Genomic DNA, 19,414 nt, shown 5'->3' on the forward strand with positions numbered 1-19,414 from the left:
TTGCGGGTTTTGCCGCATTTTTTACCTTCGCCCATACGTTTCGGGAGAGGCAGATCGATTTAAGAGGGTGGCTTTCAAAATAAATTTTTATGATTGTTCCTTATCGGCCTCGCGTTTAGCTTTCAACCACTTAGGAGCACCTTTGTTTTTGCCTTCGCGCTTTCGCTCCACTTTCTTAGGAGCAGGCTTCGCTGCTGGCTTTGGTTTCGGCGGAGCAGTTACTGCTTTCGTCTCTACAAGCTTCGTTTGTTTCGGAGCAGCAGCTGCACTTTTATTCTCTGCAGCTCGCTTCGTTTGCAACGCTTCTGAGCGATCTGCAAGCTTCGCTTCATGGCGAGCCGCAAACGGTTTTGTTGCTTCTCGCAGCTCTTCCTCGCTAAGAAGCTTTCCTCTGAACATTGTCCGTTCTGTCAATTCGATGCCCAGCTGCTTGCGGAATTTCTCCATAATAAACAGCTCCTGCGGCGTAACAATGGAAACGACTGTACCAGGACGTCCCATACGGCCCGTTCGTCCTGCTCGATGCACATAATGATCCGCATCCGATGCAGGATCAAGCTGAATGACGAGCGGCAGACCTTCAATATCAAGGCCTCTAGCCGCAACATCCGTAGCTAGCAGCAATTGGCAGCGACCCTCGCGAAAACGTGTTAATGTTGCTGCACGGCGCTGTTTATCCGCATCCCCATACAAAGCCTCAACAGTAAAGCCTTCATAACTTAGCTTCGATTCCCAGTTGGAAATGTTGTCGGTATCATTTAGGAAAAGCAGCGCAGAGGCCGGGTTCAGCAAGCGAACAAGTCTTCTTGCCGTATCGGTTTTATCACGCTTATCGCTAACGATAAAATAATTATCGATCGTTTGTGATACGGTATGCTCCGGCGTAACCTGAATACGTTCTGGGTTTTTCATCCAGCGTCCTTCAAAACGAGCCATTTGATCCGGATATGTCGCGGAGAAAAAAGCAATTTGGTGCTCTTTACCGACACTATGCAAAATGATCTCGACCTCTTTTGTCGAGCCGAGCTGAAATACTTGATCCGCTTCATCAACTACAACATTTTTCACATCATTCAGCTTGAGCTTGCGCAGCTTAAGCAATTCGTGAATTCGCCCTGGTGTTCCAATAACCAGCTGCGGGCGCAGCTTCAATTTCTCTACCTGCCGCTTTAATGCTGCTCCGCCAATCAATTGCTGAACGCGAATGTTCAGCGGCTCCGCGTACACTTCTGCTACACGAACGATTTGCATCGCAAGCTCCTGTGTTGGAGCCAAAATAATCGCTTGAATCGCGCTTGAATGCGAATTCAGCTTCTGAAGAAGCGGCAACAAATACGCGAGCGTTTTACCTGTGCCCGTCTGCGACCTCGCTGAAACGTCGCTGCCTCCAAGCAATATCGGAATCGTATTTGCCTGTACATCCGTTGGTTCAATAATTCCATTTGCTGTGAGCTTATCCGACAGCAGTTCATTAATTCCTATTTCATACCATGTGTGCTTACTCATTTTTAATCCTCTCTCATTTAAACCTTTATTTTCGATTTAACATACCGCCGAATAGCCGATCAATGGTTCGCGGCAGCAATTGATATAGTTTAATACCAAAAGCTGCGGTTTTCGGCAGGTCAAGCTCGGCTTTTCTCCGCTCGATTAAACGAATGATTTTTTTGACTACATATTCTGGCTTCATCATAAACCAATTGACATTTTTAACGTAAGAGCCGGAAGGATCAGCCAGCGAGAAAAAAGGCGTATCTATTGGACCTGGATTAACCGCAGATACCTGAATTCCCTGCTCCCGAAGCTCCATGCGAAGTGCATTAGTAAAGCCAAGCACAGCATGCTTTGTGGCTGTGTAGCTGGTTGATTTGGCAGTGCCTATTTTGCCTGCTAAAGATGCTATGTTTACAATATGTCCGCTTCCTTGCTTCACCATATGAGGAACAACTGCCTTCGTGCAGCGTACGATGCCTAGGTAGTTCGTGTCCATCATTTGCTCAAAGCTTTCCACATTCATGCTCATAAAATTCTCGAATTTGCCGTAGCCAGCGTTGTTCAGCAATACATCTATTTTACCATATTCCGCAATGACAGCTTCTACTGTTCGCTTCACCTGTTCATTATCGGTCACGTCCATCTGATAGAACGAGCTTTTCCCCTTTATTGCAGCGGAAATCTCCTTTAGCTTCGAGATGTTGCGTCCAGTCAAAACTGGGATCGCCCCCCGCTCAGCCAGCATTTTAGCCATTAACGCTCCGATTCCGCTTGATGCACCGGAGATGAAAATCACTTTGCCTCTTAACATCCATCATCACCCATTTACAATTTTACTTGATTGGTATTGCAGACGCAAAAAAAGCTCCCTAAGGAGCCATTTCTATGCTAAGATGCGATTAAAACTTGGATGTCGAGTTCTCCAATGCCTTCCATTATCAGTGGAATCGTCAACGCTTTTTGTGCGGTGAAGCCAGCTGATTGAGCAGACTGGATAACCTTCGGCGGTGTAATATCTACTCTCACCCCTTGATTAAACAGCATCGTACTCGCATTTCCGCTAATCATATTGCCAAGCTCAGAAATAGCACTCTTCACGATTTCGTCGATTTCAGAAATTACGTATCCGCCCATCATCGCAGAAACCATTTTCATAGCTACCTCTTCGCTAAGCCCGAATACAATGTCACCGTTCATCTGTCCGTTGAGCCCAATTTGAATCCAAATATAGTTCTCTACAAACTTGATATCCTTGAGACCTAGTTCTCCAGTCGCTGGACGTATTTGAACGACTTGCTCAATCACGATTTTTGCAGATTCAAGAAACGGGTTAATGTACTCTGCCTTCATAATGAAGATACGCTCCTTTTCGACAAAATTCGCGCTTTGTCTTGTTTAATTTATATTATACTTAATTCACTAGGACAAGTATACTATAAATAAAATATATGTATCTTTAGAACTATATTTTAAAACGAAATCTGTAGAATATTGATAGGAATGGAGGTCCTCTTCTATGCCTAACGTATGGGCTCACTTCATTTTTGGACAACTTGTATTCGAGCGGCTTGGCGAATGCGCACTAATTGAATCAGATGAGAAAAAAAATATATTTAACATGGGATGCCAAGGACCTGACTTTTTGTTCTATCATCGTTTTTTCCCTTGGCAGCGCAGCATAGCCTTAAATCGTTTAGGAACGGAAATGCATAACCGCAATTGCGGACCGGTACTTGTCGAAATGCTGGATAGTGTCGTCGGCAGACCCGCCTGCCCTAAACGTCCTGATTCTTCTATCCTATACACACTAGGATTCGTATTGCATCACATTCTTGATCGTAATCTTCATCCTTATGTATTTAGCAAATCAGGCTTTCGCAAATGGGATCATCAACGTTTTGAAATTATGATGGATACGATAATAGCGCGTGAGCTTTGGGGAATTGAAACGTGGAAAACTCCAGTCTGGAAGCATATCGATACGAAGGGAGCATTTCCAACAACCGTAGTGGACGCTTTCGAGTCGATAGCTGCCCTTTATTATGAAGAGCTGGCCCCGCTCATTAAACGTGAGGATTGGAACCAAGCGAATCGTGATTTCACTACCGCGCAGCGTTTATTTCATGATCCGACTGGTATGCGAAAAATATTAACATTTGGACAAATCGAGCCTTTTACTTATAAAAGAGGGGCTATGCCCTTTGACGTATTAAATGTAGAAGAGCAGCCTTGGCTTGATCCTGTGGACGGCGCCACCTATCACAATGAGAGCGTTTGGCAGCTATGGAATCAAGCGTTAGATGATGCTGTTGAGGTTGTAAGCGCTATCCTCATTTGGCTAAGAGCCTATGAGCAGCCGCAGTTTACAAAAGAGGAGCGTTATCATGTACGTCTCCTGCGAGAAGACGCCATCGCCCTTATAGACAATCGTTCCTATGAAACTGGACTTCATTGCGACTTTAATACTACGATCCGTTTTGCAGACACGGTTTGGACTGACCAAATCGGAATTATGAAGGCTCCTTGAGTAATGAAGGAGCCTTCTCTTGTCTTTCTTTTCCCAAAAAAAACTATACAGCCTTACTTGTCAGGCTTCTTCTAAAACGCAGCCTTATGAGCCTCAAGCGCTCATAAAGGACATCAACAGGCTTATTCAATTGCGAAGCTTCCAAAGTGCCATATACTTGCTGCAATACCGGCTTCAAATATTTATCGCCGACCAGCGAGAGAGCATCCCAGACCAGCTGCTGCTCATCATCTGGCATCTCTACGAGCTCCCGCGTAATCAGTGATTCCATATCGTAACCCTCTTGTTCTAATTGCTCGATTCGATCCATTAATTCGCGCCTTGACAGCTCTAGCTCCACGCCAAGCTGTTCAAGCGATCCACCCTGCTGTACCGCCGTCAAAATATGTTTTTTTGCCTGTTGGCGATCCATCTGAGATTTATATTTTGTTTCCTTTTGTTTATAAAGCCATTGTGTATAGGCGATTGAGTCTAATTTGTCACTTACCCATTGCAGTGGAAACTCAGTATCACGGTTAGCTTCACTTGTAATCTCCAGCACTTCTAATCCATAGGATGCATGCTTGGCGCTTCCCCAACCGGGAATTTGTGCTAATTCATCTGCCGTCTTCGGAACGAAGGCGCTGATCATCCACAACATGCGATTAGTAGCGACAAGATAAGCCGAACGCTTCTCAGCAATTGCTTTCGTACGCCGCCATTCACGAAGCTTCTGAAAAAGTTCTTGATTGGCATGAAGCTCGCCGTAGCATTGAAGCATAGTTACAAAGCTGCCAGTTGTAGAACGGCGATCGTCCAGCATGCCATCGATAATAGGCGCGTACCCTTCACCCATGACCCTTGCAATGCCATGACGGAATGCCACAATCATTTCCTCCCATGACGTTCCTTCAAACCAAGTGATCGGATCTTCGCTCTCCTCATTCAGCTCCACCCACAGCACTGCCCAAATGCCTTGATTCTCACAGATAGATAGCTGCGCGCTATCAATGCGCTGGCCTTCTCCAAGCTTCTCGAACGTGTTCAAAAATACGATTTGCATGTTTCTCATTCCTCCAATAAATAGATGTGGTCGCGAATCGGTTGAAGGCAAGGAAAGCGTCCGAACAATTAAGGAGAATGTCGGAAAACAACAAAAAGCACCTCCTCTGCCTGCGGCAAAGGAGGTGCTTCCTCACGTTTAATGATTCGATTGCTTTCATGCTATCATATTGATTTCTTTATTACAAGCATTTTGTTGCTGCAAAATCATGCTCTCAAACTTCTTTAATATGACCAATCCTTTAATAATTACAGTACTCTATAAACTTTATAGGGTAGGAACTCTGAACGATACAAGGTAAAGTTTTGGTGAAGTCAATTTCTCAGACATTTCCATGCAGTGAAATTTTAATATAAGGGGAGTAATACAAGATGTCGACGAAGCTGGGAACGGGTGCTTTTTTCACAGGAAACTACCGAAATTTGTTTAAGCTGTACGGTTACAGCCAAGAAGAAATTGAGAGACGTGTCGAGGATACTTGGGACAACCTGTTCGGCGGTAATGAAGATACGCGAATCTATTACGAGGCTGGCAGCGATATGGGGTATCTGTTAGATACCGGAAATATCGATGTTCGCACCGAAGGCATGTCCTATGGCATGATGATGGCTGTGCAGATGAACCGCAAAGATATCTTTGACCGCATATGGAAATGGACGATGACTTACATGTATATGAGCGAAGGTGAGAATGCCGGTTATTTCGCTTGGTCATGCAATACCGATGGCACCAAAAGATCATACGGTCCGGCGCCCGATGGCGAGGAATATTTTGCGCTTGCTCTCTTCTTCGCATCACACCGATGGGGCGATGGCTCTGTTCCTTTTAATTACGGAGCGCAAGCTCGGAACCTGCTTCACAGCTGTGTGCATAAGGGTGAAAATAACGACGGTTACCCGATGTGGGAGCCTGCCAATAAATTAATCAAATTTATTCCAAATTGTGACTATTCCGATCCATCCTACCATTTGCCGCACTTTTATGAGCTGTTTGCGCTGTGGGCTAATCCAGAAGACCGCAAGTTCTGGAAAGAAGCTGCAGCTGCGAGCAGAGATTATTTGAAGCTGTCATGCCATCCGGTTACTGGACTAGCACCCGAGTACGCCTATTACGACGGAACACCAAACAACGAGCGCGGATATGGTCATTTTTACAGCGACTCGTACCGTGTGGCCGCCAATATCGGCCTTGACACGGAATGGTTCGGCGTCGATCCATGGCAGTATGATGAGGCGAACCGGATTCAATCGTTTTTCTCAGGTATTGATCCGTCTGATTATAGACGTTATACGATAGCTGGCGAACCATTTGAGGAAAAATCACTTCATCCCGTCGGGCTGCTTGCCACAAACGCGATGGCTTCGCTTGCCAGTTTCGAAGGACCGCACGCCAAAGCTTGCGTTGATTTATTTTGGAACACGCCACTTCGCACAGGCGACCGCCGCTATTACGACAACTGCCTCTATCTGTTTGCCATGCTTGCGCTTAGCGGCAGCTTTAAAATTTATATGCCAGCTGTATAGCGTTTTTTCTCATCGTAATTGAAAGAGAACGGCCACCACTCCTTAATGGAGGGTAGCCGTTCTTTTTTCTCCTTACGGATTCTCAGCTTTAAACGCTGCTCGCTTCTCTTCCATTACTTCCTTGCCGCCAATTTTCATATAATCCGCTACTTCCTTATCGTAAACCTTGTCAAAATCCGCTGGTTTCGCAGTTAACACTTTAACAAATATTTCGTCGTCCTTTTCCTTCAGCGTTGTAGCATACTTGATCTCCGATTGAATCGGCGTCACCACACGAGGTTTAATGATTCCATCCTTCGATCCAGTCGCGATGCTTTCCACCGTAAAATCCTTGAAATTCGGATCGGACGCATTTGCTGTAATGTTCAGCAGCTCATCGGTTGTACTGACATATTTTCCGTTAAGAATGATACAGTAATCAAAATAGTTATATAAAGTCTGCTTCGCCTGATCGTTATCAAGCGTGATAGGCACGCCATCCTTCATCTCATATGTTACGCCTTCCGTACCGTTCTGAAGGGCAATAATATTGTCCGTTTCAGCCATCCAATTCAAATATTTAATGGCCGCTTCAGCATTTTTACTTGCTTTTGGTACCATGATGTATATGCCATTAGGCGAATAAATAGGCTTTGGTGTCTTGCCATCCGGGCTTGTGAACGGGTCGATTAACGCCAGCTTTGCATTCGGATCATTCTTTTGCAGCTCAGCATAATAGCCCATATAGACCGGCTCGTTGGTATTTGTTGTTGCCGAACCAATATACCCATTCAGCAGGTTCTTCTGAAACTGCTGTGTATCCTTGCCCATATGGAGCGGAAAATCCGGATCCATAAGTCCCTCGTTGTACATCTTATTCAAGAAGCGGTACGCTTCCTTATTGCCCGGAATGAGCCACTCAGCTGATGCATAAAGATCCTCATCTGCGATTTTGTCCCATTCCCAGAACGAATATTGAATCGGATGCATATGGAAATAGTCGATCTGCCCATACGGAATCGCTTTATCACCGGATTTGCCAGGCTTTTTCTCTTTAAAAGCCTTCATCGTCTCATAGAACTGCTCCGTTGTTTTCGGCAGCGGCAACCCGAGCTCATCCAACCAATCCTGCCGGATAAAAGTCGAGCTCTGAGGCTGAAGAACGCGCTTAGCTGGAATCGTATACTGCTTGCCATCGAATACACCGTAGCTGAGCAGCTCCTCACCCAATACTTCCTTCAACTTTTGTCCATGCGCATCCAGAAGCGGACCAAGATCTGTCAGACCGCCGTTTTTTACGTATTGCTGTACCGTCGGCTGGTCATACGTAAATACGATGTCAGGAGCCTGATTCGCAGCCATAAGCACGTTCAGCTTGTCTACCTCCTCTGAGCGAGGAACCGTAACGAATTCGACAGTAATATTATTCGGTTCACCAAAATTTTTCTGAATGTATTTTGTCATGTCGTTATCGGTAATTTTCGGAGTGCCTGCCGGTGTATTGTTTCGGTCAAACAGCTCGATTCGAAGCTTAATTGGATCTCCCTTCGGCTTCTCGGTTGCTTCAGAGCCTGAATTGCTCGGTTTATTGCTTGCAGCTTCCTTTTCTTTGACAGGCTCCTTATTTCCGTTTCCGCTGCTGCACGCAGACAGCATGGATGTGATCAACAGCACTGCCATAAAGATTATCGTGAATTTACGCCTTGCTCTCCTCATCGCATTCAACTCCCTTTTATCATTTTTTTAATCTATAGCAACTCCATGAAACGGGAGCATTCGGCTCCAGCCTGTCCGGGAGTGACTATCAACCTTTGACGGCACCGATCATCATACCCGAAATAAAGTAACGCTGAAGCGCCGGATATACGAGCAAAATGGGAATGGTTGCGAACATGATCGAGGCAGCTTTAAGACTTTCCGGAATCGGTACCGAGGCATTAAGCCCCTCTGCTATCGCCATGTCGTTAACCTGGCTGTTGATGACCATTTCGTACAGCTTCAATTGAAGTGGATAAAGCTCCGAGTTGGTAATGTACAACAGGGCATCCATAAATCCGTTCCATCTGCCCACTGCGTAAAACAAGCTAAGTGTGGCCATGACCGGAAGCGACAGCGGCAGGATGACATGCCACAATATTTTAAAATGGTTGGCTCCGTCCATCCGCGCCGACTCTTCCAGCTCTACTGGAATGGAGGAGAAAAAGGTCTTGATGATGAGCAAATAAAAGGCATTAACCATCCCCGGCAAAATGAGCGCCCAGATCGAATCAAGCAAATGCAAATTTTTTACGAGCAAATATTCCGGTATCATTCCTCCGCTGAAAAACATCGTCAGGACGATAAGGAGAAGAAAAAAGTTTCTTCCCTTTAGGTTAGGCTTCGTCAAGGGATAGGCTGCCATAATCGTCATCAACATCGATATAGCCGTGAACAAAACAACTAGTCCAATAGTAAAAAGTAAGGAATGGATCATCGCTGCATTGCCGAAAACAGCCTCGTAAGCGGAAAAATCGATTTCTACGGGTAGTATCGTAACTTTTCCTGATAGAATCGGCCCGTTGGCGCTTAACGATAAGGCGAAAATATGAAGCAGCGGCAGTAGGCAGAAGAGCCCCGCCGTTATGATTACGACCATGATCATTGCATCTACGATTTTGTCATTTCCATACGCTCTCATATCTGCCCTCCTACCAAATGCCTTGATCATTAACTTTTCTGGAAATATAATCGGCCGACAGCAGGAAGATAAGACCTACAACCGCTTGGAAAAGACCGATAGCCGTTGCTATTGTATACCGTGCGGACTGAATTCCGATTTTGTATACATACGTGCTGATGACCTCAGACACATCGGTGACGAGAGGATTGCTAAGTACAAAAGGTCTATCAAATCCAATGCTGGCCATATGACCAATATTAATAATGAGAAGAATGATAATTGTCGGCTTGATGCCCGGCAGCGTGATGTGCCAGATTTTACGCATTCGGCTTGCACCATCTACATCTGCCGCTTCGTAAAGATCCTTGTTAATTCCCGTTAAAGCAGCGAGATAAATGATCGTTCCCCACCCTGCACTCTGCCAAATACCTATGCCTAAATATGTCAGCACCCAGTATACAGGCTCCGTAAGGAAAGGAATGACCTTCATCCCTAACGACTTCAGCAGATTGTTGACAATACCGTTATTGGTCGCCAGCAGCTGAATAGCCATCCCGCCGATGATGACCCATGATATAAAATGAGGCAAATAAAGAATCGTCTGCGCGCCTTTTTTGAACCATTTTATACGAAGCTCATTTAACAGTATCGCTAGTGCAATTGGAATCGGAAAACTTACGACAAGATCCAAGAAATTGAGTAGAAAGGTGTTGCGGAGCGCATTGTAAAAACCATCCATCTGAAATACTTCCCGGAACGTTTCGAAACCGACCCAAGGGCTTGCGAAAATGCCTTGAAACATGTTGTAGTCCTTAAATGCAATTACGACGCCCAGCATTGGTGTGTACTTAAAAATAATAAAATACGCCAAGGGCAGAAGCAGCAGCAGGTATAACTGCCAATCCCTGTACAGCGCTTTCATGCGAACGCGCGGCACGTTTTTGACCTTCCTCTGGCGTTCCGTTGCAATCTGCATGGATGACCTCCTAACTCTTATTGGAAGCAAATATTTCGGCTTGGTTCCAAATGTAACACGCGATTAAGAAATCGGATATTAACAAGAATCAGAGGCTTAACATAATCGGAAATCCCGCTATTCACGCGGACTTTACCATTTTCCGACGATTAACCTTTACGGAAGTAAAAAGAAAATCTGCCGATTAATTCGGCAGATTTGTTGCCATTCATTCGTTTAACCGATAAATGGTTCGATATTCACCTGGCGGTAGATTGAACAATTTTTTGAAAGCGCGGTGGAAGGAAATGACGTGTGTGTAGCCCACCTGTTCTGCAATCCATTGGATAGGCTCATCTGTTTCAAGCAGCATGTTCTTCGCATGTGTGAATCTTACCTTTAGCAAATAATCGATAAAATTTTCGCCAAGCTCCTCTTTAAACAAATGACTAACGCTTCTCGCGCTTAGACCAAACTTCTCGCTGACTTGAACGAGAGACAAGCTCGGATCAGTGTAATGCTGGTCGATGTATTCCTTCGTTTGGAGGGCGATCGTATGATTTTTGCCATTCAGCCTTTTCTTATCCCTATCGCCCGCAAGTTCAGTCAAAACAGCCGTAAGCTGAATCTCAAGTTCGTCGATCGTTTCAGCATGCTGGGCGATTTGCCTGAACCTGCTTCGGTATTCGCTGCTCCATATCGTCCCGATATCATTTGGCAATGCTTCCATATCTTTCTCTAGCTGGCGGATTAGATTATGAATGAACGCTTCAATATCCGCGCGCGAGATTAACATGCCTTTCAACTTAAGAAAAATTCGGCTCAGCTTAATCTCCGATTGCCCGTCGTCCATCCGGCAAGAGCGTGACAGCTCCAATATGGATTGAAAGCAAAGAAGTGTCTCTCCAGTTTGTTTTGTACATCTTAACCGGCTATCAATTACGCTGTTTGTGCCAAAAACAGCTTTGTAGGATACATTCTCAGAAGCACTGCGGTAAGCGGCCGCAATATCATGAATGGAATGGACGAAGTTCCCAATTCCACAAGATACGGTTAACTCCAAATGCTCGTTCATCCACTTGCGGAATTCCTCGCATACCTGTACCAGCCTATCTTGAATGGACTCTGAGCTTTGCTGTAGAAGGACAACAAAAGCCATTCGCTGAGGCTCTGTCCATACGTGTGGGATCTGAAATTCCTTCTGCTGCATAAGCTCTCGAAAAGCGGATTCAATAAGAAATTTCAGCAGGTTTTGATCACTGGCTTTATATTTATCGGTAAATGCGGCAAAATGGTCAATTTCTAGAGCAATGACGCCAAGCCATTCATAGGAATGCGGCAAGCCAAGTGCCGATGCCTGCTTTTTCCATTCCTGATCGGTCAGCATGGATCGTCCAACAAGCAGCTCCTGAAGGAGATTCCGTTGACGGAGCAGCAAATCCTCTTTATGCAGATGCTCATAATCAATCGATTTCTTTAATAAATGATCAATGGCAGTTTCGATGAATTTGAACTCATTTCGGGGCATCTTAATGCCAAGCTCTTGGCTTTTGCGAGCCGCATATCCGTCGATTTTACCCATGATGGTCTGGATCGGCTTGTAAGAGACATGCGTAATAAAAGTAAACCATACTAAGGCAAGTATGATGATGATAAATACGATAATAAACCACATGTTGGAAAACAAAGAGAGGGCGGAAAATTCGTTGGCATGCACGCTGTCTGCATAGAATTGCCAACCGGTGTATGGGGAGCTGGCATAAATACCGCCTTCCTTGGCAGAAGGCAGAGCGGACTCAAACGGCTTCTTCTCCCAATCGAGAAGTTGAATCGTGCCGCCGTATCCATTGAATTGATTCATAAAATCGATGATGGAGCTTACATTAAGATTGACGACCACCGCTCCCTGCTTATCAGACGCGAACGGGTAAGTCTTTACGAGTGAAACAACCTTGCGAGTGGAATCATCAAGGATAGATTGACTATACTCTCTTGGGCTCGTCCAGCCCATTGCAGCCGATCTTGATTGTTGCGAATCGAAAAAAGGTTTGTCCTTAAACGCCTCGAGCTTGACCATCCCTGCTTCGGATAATACTTTTCCAATATGATCACTGTAAATATAAATGGAATTAACGAACGGCAAAGATGAGGATATTTCAACTAACTTTTTTTGAATTACGAAGTAATCATACAGTGACTTGGGCTTTTCATTAAAAAAGGCTTGCAGCGTTTTGTCCGTCTGCATTTCCCTTACCACATTGCGCTCAATCAGTTGCAAGTTGGCGTCCACATTTTGCATCGTCTGCTCCACGATCGCTTGATTCGTTTCTAAATACTTCTTCTCCGACGAATGATTTAACGTTGAAAAAAACAAAAAGATAACTGATGAAATAACAAAGAAAAATATCGGTGTATACGACAGCATCATCCGGTAATACCAGTTCATCTTCAAATGAACCAACCTCCCGTCCATTTATGAAGCGCTTACAATTAGAGAGATGTTTCTATTTTCTGCTTCTAGCCAACCTCTACCTGCAAAGGAAAGAAACCGCGAATACGCGGCCTCCTCCATGCAGTTGTTGATTATGCCTTAGACCATGAAGCTAGCTGCCGGTCATGTTCGGCGTATTCACTGTATCTGTCCTTTACTCCGCCTTTTTCTGTGTTCCCCTCATGAATGTAAATACGGTGCTTCATCGTTATTGCATCTCCACCTGGCAAAAGCTTACCGCCGCAGAAATGGAAATTCGCAGGTGTGAAAGGGCCATAATCACGAACAAACCATTGAGAAGCAAAAGTTTCATTTTCCGGATGGGAGAAAACCGCAATACCTGCCTCGGTGTACTGCTTGACCACTTCATCTCCGTCTCGCTGCATGCTGAGAAACAGTTCACCGCTGTAGTCGACCCATTCCGTCACAGAACCAAAAATGTCCGCCTCACCTTTTTTCCCTTCGGCAGACGTGAGGCCACCTCGATGGTGTCCGCTAATTTGCTCGTTAACGCGAATAAATGGAAATCCGCCTTCTTTGGTATCTCCGAACCGGACATCGCCGTTCACGGCATACAACTGTGTTGTTAGATCCATATATCTCGATTCTGGAGGCAGATTATAAATGCGGACACTTCGAGCTTCCGTTAGAAGAAGGCGTCCATTCTCATCCAACCAGTCGATCAGTGCCGTCATTTGCCCAAAAACAGGACCGCTTGCAAGCACAACAAATGTCCGGTGCACCTGCCTGCCTTCACCGCGAAACTCGTGATACAGCTTATGACTGTTCACATCATCGTGTCCCCACCATAACCCGTGATGATGAAGATGATCGTCCGGCCCATCATGGATCAGTGTCTTTCCATGCGGTCCGATTAAGGGGTAAAAGTAAGGTTTCGCACTCGTAGCCGCATATAGGTACCGAGTAAAAAGTTTACCCTCAATGCTTACGACAACTCTCGCATTATCTTCCTGATGATCGAGATACACCCCAGGCAGCTCGCTCCAAGGATTATGCTTCAGGTCTACTGGAGCAGCAGTTGAAGCAGCTTTTAATTCAAATAACAAATGGGTCTCCAGCGGCAATGAAACGTCCTGTACCAGTATATAAAGCGCACATTCAGCAATTGCACCTTGCGGCCCTGCTGACATGGCATACGGGCTTAACTGACATGCAAACGAAAGACCTGCCGAATGATTAACTGCGAATAGATTACAATTTCCTGACCATTCCAAAAGCCGCTTAAACATTGTTTCTTCCATTTCTACTCGAACAACGGCTGGCAGCGGAGTGCCTGCATGAATGGAAAGCTCCAGCGATTCGTCGAACGTCATATCGGATCCCCTCCTATTTGCTTTCTCCGCTTACCGTAATTTGATTGCTGCTGAACGCTGCAACGGAGTTTTTCTTCTCATAGAAGTGAGTCGCTGACGCCATAATCCCTTCCCGTGTATAAAAAGGGCTGTCTGGTCGAATAGGCAGCTCAACAGTTGTCCCTGTGCTGGAAGCTTGATAAATAGCAGTAATAAGCTCAAGCGTTTTTCTTCCTTCCACTCCCGTTACGAGTACTTCACCGCTGCCGTTTTCTATCGCGGTTATAACATTATCCAGCTGACCTTTGTGCCCTACATAGGTTAAGGAAGCTGTACCATCTGCAACAGCTGCAATTTGCCGCTCCAATTCCGGGTTTTCAATAGGAAAACCGTTTTCCTGTGCAGATGAAGCGGTCACCTGCCATGGCATCGATACCCGCGCTTTCTCACCTTGGAAAATAAGCTTTTGCTCTTGTCCGTGATGAACGACGGAGCTTGTGATTTGAGCAATCGCTCGCGGATAGGACAAAATCGCTACCGACAAATCCTCAACTTCCGCATTATCATGGGAAGTATTAGCCATAATGGCCGTCACTTTATCAGGCATACCCATCATCCATTGGAACATATCGATGTGATGTACGGCATGGTTGAGCGTACAGCCTCCGCCTTCCTTCTCCCAAGTTCCGCGCCACCACAAATCGTAATATGTATATCCTCGCCACCAAAAGGAATCAACCTGCGCATGCACGATTCGTCCTGCAAGCCCAGAATCAAGCACGCTCTTAAGCTTCATGACCGCATCGCCAAATCGATTCTGGCTTATGACAGAAAGAATTTTTCCTGATGCGGCAGCGGCTTCGTTCATTCTATCGCATTCAGCCAGTGAAGATGCCATTGGCTTCTCGACAATGACATGTTTTCCTGCTTGCAGGAAGTCTACGGAAAGATCAGCGTGTGTATAGGGCGGCGTGCAAATCGAAACCAAATCGATATCATCACGCGACAGCAAATTTTTGTAATCGTTTACAATTTCACAATTCAATTGAAACTTCTTTTTTTTGTCCTGCGCGCTTGCATCATTAATATCGTATAAAGCAACAATACTGCAGCGGTTCCCAAGTGCCAGATAAGCTTCGATATGAGCAGACGATATTGAGCCGGTTCCAATAATCGCAACACGAATCATATAATTCCATCTCCTTAGTCATTTTCTTAACTGATAATACTAGTATACAATTAATTCAGACAAGTGCATATGCCTTTTTTATATGAATATATATAGCAAAATCAAAAAAACAGCCGACACCTCCTATGAGGATGCCTGCCGTTTCATTGTACATGATTACTTAAAATACGCGGGGTGTTTCTCTTTCAGCTCATCCTTCTCCAGTTGAAAACGATTCAAATGCTCATGCATCACTTTTTCCGCCGCATCTGCGTCCTTGTCCTTAATTGCCGTTACGATTGCACGGTGCTGGCTCAAAATGATGTGCCAATCATCGTTTGCAGCAAGGCGCAGCATCCTCACCCTCTGGTAATGGGCGCTAAGCTCTTGAAGCAGCTTCCATGTGCGGAGCTTCCCACATCCGATGATAATCGTTTTGTGAAACTCATCGTCGAGCTCAAACAATCGCTTATAGTTTTTTTCTTCGATACAGAGCTCTTGCAGGGCAATCAAATTTAGCAGCTGCAGCACTTGTTCAGCCTTAAGCTGCTCGCATGCCAGCCTGACGATTGTACTTTCCAGCGTTTCCCGCACGAAGCGTGACTCTTCCACCATATCCAGATCAATAAGAGAAATAAATGAACCTCGCTGGGGTATCGTTTCAATAAGTCCCTCTTGCGAAAGCTTAACGAATGCCTCTCTAATGGGTGTTCTGCTCACCTTCAGCATCTCGATTATATCTTTTTCTGAAATAAAACGACCCGGCTCCAGTTTCAAATCCAATATATCTGATTTCAACTTATCATATACATAGTCACGAATAGATCCTTTTGCATCACGCGACGATTCGGAATTGTAGTTCATATCATTGTATCCCTCCTGATGGCACTGCTATTACTAATGTACCATAGCTTGTATAAACTGCAATAAGCCAAAGCAGAACATAATATTGTATAATGATTGTATTAATGAATTGGAGGCTATACTTTATGCTGTTGCCTGATTTTGATTTTATGTCCGATTCCACGGAAGAAACGTCTACAAGATACGTCACTTTTATTGGACCTAGCTTGAAGCGATTCGACCTTGCTATTACTTCCACTAGCCGTTTTTACGGCAAAAAACTAATTACTGACCTTCAGTTTGGCAAAACAGCGATTATCGGTCCTGATGACCTTGAAGAGGAAGGTTATCTTGAACATACGTTTAAGCTGACAGAAGAAGAAGCGGCTGAGCTCGCTCAATTCTTATACTTTGTTGTTGGAACGGTGCATTTTACCGATTAATCAGGGTACACTGAAATGGTAAACTAATACCATTTGAGAGGAGTCTGCTGATGGATCGATTTGTTCCTGAAAATCGCCAGCCCTATACAGATGTATCAACAGTAGAATCGCAGCGCAACGATCTCATTCCGGAGGAGTTTCCGGATGGACCGTATGGCTCTGATCTGCTGATGGAATCGCTAGGAAAAAGTACGCCTTGGAGAGTGGATCAGCGACCATCCAATCGCTTCGCTTATGAGAATCGAGCGCTTCATGCAGGAATGCCTCGTGACTATCCAGGTGAAGATGAATACGACCATGATTTTCCTGAAGTACATGATGAACCTTAAACCAAGCAAAAACGCCTTCGGCGTCCTTAGACGCTGAAGTAGCTTTGACGGTGAAATATAAGATAAGTATGAGAAAATTATATACTTTCTTATATTTAAACAAAGCCCTTGGATAACACGTCATATCACGTGTTTCCAAGGGCTTTTTTCCAATCTTATTTATACGTTGATTTATGCAGGATTAAGCTCTAGGTCATCTTCGTCACCGCGGTTGAATGCTTCACGATCGAATTCGCCTTCGGAATCTGCTACAAGCAATGCAGTAACCGTAGTACCCGTAGCATTAACAGCCGTACGACCCATATCAATTAGAGATTCAACAGCAACAACGAGTGCAATACCTTCTAGTGGTAAGCCAACTGCTGTCAATACAACTGTTGTCGAAATGGAAGCTGGACCTGGTACGCCTGCTACACCAATTGATGAAATTACACTAACAAGTACGATAAGTACATAATCTGTTGCAGTAAGCGATACACCGTAAACTTGTGAGATAAATACTGCTACAACAGCCGGCCAAACCCCGCCGCAGCCGTTAAAGTTCATTGTAGCGCCAAGCGGTGCTACAAAGCTCGCGATTTTTGGTGAAATGCGAAGGCGCTTCGTAATGACTTCAAGATTGACCGGAAGCGTTGCAAAGCTGCTGCGTGTTGTGAACGCTACCGCTACCGTAGGATATGCTTTTTTGAAAAATTTCAAAGGATTAACCTTAGCGACAAAAGATACAAGGCCGCCAAAGACGAATACAAAATGCAAGAGCAATGCGATATAAGTTACAAGAATTAACATGGCAAGCGGTTCGAGTGTTTCCCAACCATATCTAGCAGCCATAACTGCAATCAAGGCATACACACCATACGGTGTAAAGCGAAGAACGAACTTAACAACCTGGTGCATAATCACTGTTGCCGATTGAATGAACGCTTTGAACGGTTGAACAGAATCCGGATTTTTTGCTCCTACCTTAACGATTGCGATAGCAATGAATAGTGCGAAAATAAGAATTGGCACTACTTTACCCTCTGCAGCATCGTTAATCGGATTCGAAGGCACTTGATCCAATATCACTTTGAAAAAGCTTGGAACTTCACGCGCTTCAAAATTTTCAGGTGTTTTAAGCTCGAAGCCTGCACCCGGATTAATAGCAGATGCTACTAGAAGTCCGATAATTGCGGCTACACCTGTCGTTGCAAGAAACCAACTGATCGTCTTAACGCTAAGCTTGCGTAGAAACTCAAGATTCGTAATCGAGATAATACTGTTAATAACGAGAACAAATACGAGCGGAATAACGATCATCTTAATTAAATTAATGTAGATGGAGCCGATCGTACCTACGCCCTCAGTATCTAGTTTAAAGTTGTTAAAAATGATACCTGCTACAAGGCCAAGGCCAAGTGCGACCAATACCCTCGTTCCGAAGCTTACACGTTTTTTGGCCATAAAATAAAGACCGCCAAGTATTATTGCTGATACAACTAAACTGATCCAGTTCGTTTCAATTGCTGTCAATAAATTATTTTCCATAATACAACAATCATCCTTTCTGTCTACACATTATGATTAATAGCAAAAATTAACTCTTAAAATCAATTTCGTTTTAATTCCGATAAGAATACTCTACTTTGCAGAAACAAATATATCATCGTTCTCAAACTTATGTCAATATGATTTTTCCACAGCTTCCAGAGAAATATTCGTTTAGCTTTTTGGAGTTTCGATACTATAAATATGTAGAGCTCTTTCAAGTATTACTTCGCACAAAAAAGAGACGTATAACAACCTTTTGCATCCGGTTGTATACGTCTCTTAGTGGCGTAACTTCAGTATAATTAGTTACTCCGTAATTTCAAATTTTGGTTTAACATTGTTGAAATCAAGATTTTCTCCACTAACCATAAGGCCCATGCCCCAATCAAAATGAGTATTTACAGAAGGCTTGTCGGCTGCATCACGATATTGGAACAAAACGTTTCTTCTCGTTCTGTCACTGCGGTTAACATCCGATCCATGAATCGTCAAATAGTTGAAGAACAGCACATCCCCTGCTTTCGCCGGGCAAAGCGTTCCAGATGAAATTGGATATTCCTTATGGTTGAGATAATGTCTTCCCACATGATTCAGCGGTCCTTCCAAATGAGAACCTGGGATAACCGCTAAACAGCCATTTTCTGAATCGGCATCATCAAGATGAACGCTTGCAGCAAGCATCGAATGGTCGTTATGAGGGAAATATGGATAATCTTGATGCATAGGAAATGCTGCTCCATTCGCAGGCGGCTTCACAAGCATTTTGGAGTGATGAAGCTGTACATTGGGACCGATGATTCCATTCAGTACGGATACCATATTCGGATGAATGACTGCCTTAGTAAAGGAGGCATCATGATAATGCACATCATGGAAGCCTTTCAGAACGAGCTTCTTAAGCTGCTCTGGCGGGAGGAAATCTCCTTGCCATGCGTGGTTATGATCTGCCTGAGCAAGCGCCGCTCGTTGAATAACCCGCTCAACAGCCGCTCTCATCTCTACTACCTCTTCATTGTTAAACACGCCTCTAACAAGCAAGTAACCATTTTCTTTATAAAATTGCACATCTTCATTAGTGATCATGTTCATTCCCCTTATCGTATAATTAATGTGAATAT

At 44.5% G+C, this 19,414-nt stretch carries 17 protein-coding genes; 4 read left to right on the forward strand and 13 right to left on the reverse strand.

Features of this window, described 5'->3' with window-relative positions:
• Positions 1 to 87 precede the first annotated feature (87 nt).
• From AB4Z50_RS11360 to AB4Z50_RS11370, 3 genes are all read right to left on the reverse strand, one after another.
• Positions 88 to 1,506 carry a DEAD/DEAH box helicase gene (locus AB4Z50_RS11360; protein ID WP_441878912.1) on the reverse strand — a complete coding sequence of 473 codons (1,419 nt, stop codon included), beginning with the start codon at positions 1,504 to 1,506 and terminating at the stop codon, positions 88 to 90.
• 25 nt (positions 1,507 to 1,531) lie between these two features.
• The gene (locus tag AB4Z50_RS11365; protein WP_076267828.1) at positions 1,532 to 2,305 is read right to left on the reverse strand and encodes an SDR family NAD(P)-dependent oxidoreductase; all 774 of its coding nucleotides are present in this window, start codon (positions 2,303 to 2,305) and stop codon (positions 1,532 to 1,534) included.
• A 77-nt stretch (positions 2,306 to 2,382) separates the two neighbouring features.
• Entirely contained in the window at positions 2,383 to 2,844 is a 462-nt protein-coding gene (locus AB4Z50_RS11370; protein WP_054028542.1) for a chemotaxis protein CheX, read from the reverse strand.
• 166 nt (positions 2,845 to 3,010) lie between these two features.
• Between AB4Z50_RS11370 and AB4Z50_RS11375 the strand changes: the two genes are divergently transcribed.
• A complete protein-coding gene (locus AB4Z50_RS11375) occupies positions 3,011 to 4,021 on the forward strand; it encodes a zinc dependent phospholipase C family protein (protein WP_441878915.1) in 1,011 nt (336 codons plus the stop codon).
• A 43-nt stretch (positions 4,022 to 4,064) separates the two neighbouring features.
• On the opposite strand, the gene AB4Z50_RS11380 is transcribed toward AB4Z50_RS11375, so the two are convergent.
• Positions 4,065 to 5,063, reverse strand: a complete 999-nt coding sequence (locus AB4Z50_RS11380; RefSeq protein ID WP_430057671.1) for an HRDC domain-containing protein — start codon at positions 5,061 to 5,063, stop codon at positions 4,065 to 4,067.
• Between the two features lie 371 nt (positions 5,064 to 5,434).
• On the opposite strand from AB4Z50_RS11380, the gene AB4Z50_RS11385 reads away from it, so the two are divergent.
• Positions 5,435 to 6,586 (forward strand): glycosyl hydrolase family 8, encoded by a 1,152-nt coding sequence (locus AB4Z50_RS11385; RefSeq protein ID WP_441878918.1) that lies wholly within the window; start codon positions 5,435 to 5,437, stop codon positions 6,584 to 6,586.
• Between the two features lie 72 nt (positions 6,587 to 6,658).
• On the opposite strand, the gene AB4Z50_RS11390 is transcribed toward AB4Z50_RS11385, so the two are convergent.
• From AB4Z50_RS11390 to AB4Z50_RS11420, 7 genes are all read right to left on the reverse strand, one after another.
• A complete protein-coding gene (locus AB4Z50_RS11390) occupies positions 6,659 to 8,281 on the reverse strand; it encodes an extracellular solute-binding protein (protein WP_441878920.1) in 1,623 nt (540 codons plus the stop codon).
• An 88-nt stretch (positions 8,282 to 8,369) separates the two neighbouring features.
• Positions 8,370 to 9,242, reverse strand: a complete 873-nt coding sequence (locus AB4Z50_RS11395) for a carbohydrate ABC transporter permease (RefSeq protein WP_430057668.1) — start codon at positions 9,240 to 9,242, stop codon at positions 8,370 to 8,372.
• A 10-nt stretch (positions 9,243 to 9,252) separates the two neighbouring features.
• Positions 9,253 to 10,146: an ABC transporter permease gene (locus tag AB4Z50_RS11400; protein WP_441879426.1), complete on the reverse strand. Its 894-nt coding sequence runs from the start codon at positions 10,144 to 10,146 to the stop codon at positions 9,253 to 9,255.
• 262 nt (positions 10,147 to 10,408) lie between these two features.
• Positions 10,409 to 12,625: a helix-turn-helix domain-containing protein gene (locus AB4Z50_RS11405; protein ID WP_441879428.1), complete on the reverse strand. Its 2,217-nt coding sequence runs from the start codon at positions 12,623 to 12,625 to the stop codon at positions 10,409 to 10,411.
• 137 nt (positions 12,626 to 12,762) lie between these two features.
• Positions 12,763 to 14,004: a PmoA family protein gene (locus AB4Z50_RS11410; protein WP_441878922.1), complete on the reverse strand. Its 1,242-nt coding sequence runs from the start codon at positions 14,002 to 14,004 to the stop codon at positions 12,763 to 12,765.
• 13 nt (positions 14,005 to 14,017) lie between these two features.
• Entirely contained in the window at positions 14,018 to 15,172 is a 1,155-nt protein-coding gene (locus AB4Z50_RS11415; RefSeq protein WP_441878924.1) for a Gfo/Idh/MocA family protein, read from the reverse strand.
• A 156-nt stretch (positions 15,173 to 15,328) separates the two neighbouring features.
• Entirely contained in the window at positions 15,329 to 16,015 is a 687-nt protein-coding gene (locus tag AB4Z50_RS11420) for a GntR family transcriptional regulator (RefSeq protein ID WP_441878926.1), read from the reverse strand.
• A gap of 125 nt (positions 16,016 to 16,140) precedes the next feature.
• Between AB4Z50_RS11420 and AB4Z50_RS11425 the strand changes: the two genes are divergently transcribed.
• Together AB4Z50_RS11425 and AB4Z50_RS11430 are read left to right on the forward strand one after the other, a co-directional pair.
• Entirely contained in the window at positions 16,141 to 16,437 is a 297-nt protein-coding gene (locus AB4Z50_RS11425) for a DUF3055 domain-containing protein (RefSeq protein WP_179089790.1), read from the forward strand.
• Between the two features lie 50 nt (positions 16,438 to 16,487).
• Positions 16,488 to 16,766: a hypothetical protein gene (locus tag AB4Z50_RS11430; RefSeq protein WP_339207766.1), complete on the forward strand. Its 279-nt coding sequence runs from the start codon at positions 16,488 to 16,490 to the stop codon at positions 16,764 to 16,766.
• A gap of 171 nt (positions 16,767 to 16,937) precedes the next feature.
• Here the strand turns inward: AB4Z50_RS11430 and AB4Z50_RS11435 are convergent, their stop codons facing one another.
• Positions 16,938 to 18,293, reverse strand: a complete 1,356-nt coding sequence (locus tag AB4Z50_RS11435; protein ID WP_076267838.1) for a dicarboxylate/amino acid:cation symporter — start codon at positions 18,291 to 18,293, stop codon at positions 16,938 to 16,940.
• 309 nt (positions 18,294 to 18,602) lie between these two features.
• Positions 18,603 to 19,379 (reverse strand): phytanoyl-CoA dioxygenase family protein, encoded by a 777-nt coding sequence (locus AB4Z50_RS11440; RefSeq protein ID WP_441878929.1) that lies wholly within the window; start codon positions 19,377 to 19,379, stop codon positions 18,603 to 18,605.
• Positions 19,380 to 19,414: the final 35 nt, after the last annotated feature.

The organism is Paenibacillus sp. 2TAB26 (assembly GCF_052115145.1).
Taxonomy (GTDB): domain Bacteria; phylum Bacillota; class Bacilli; order Paenibacillales; family Paenibacillaceae; genus Pristimantibacillus.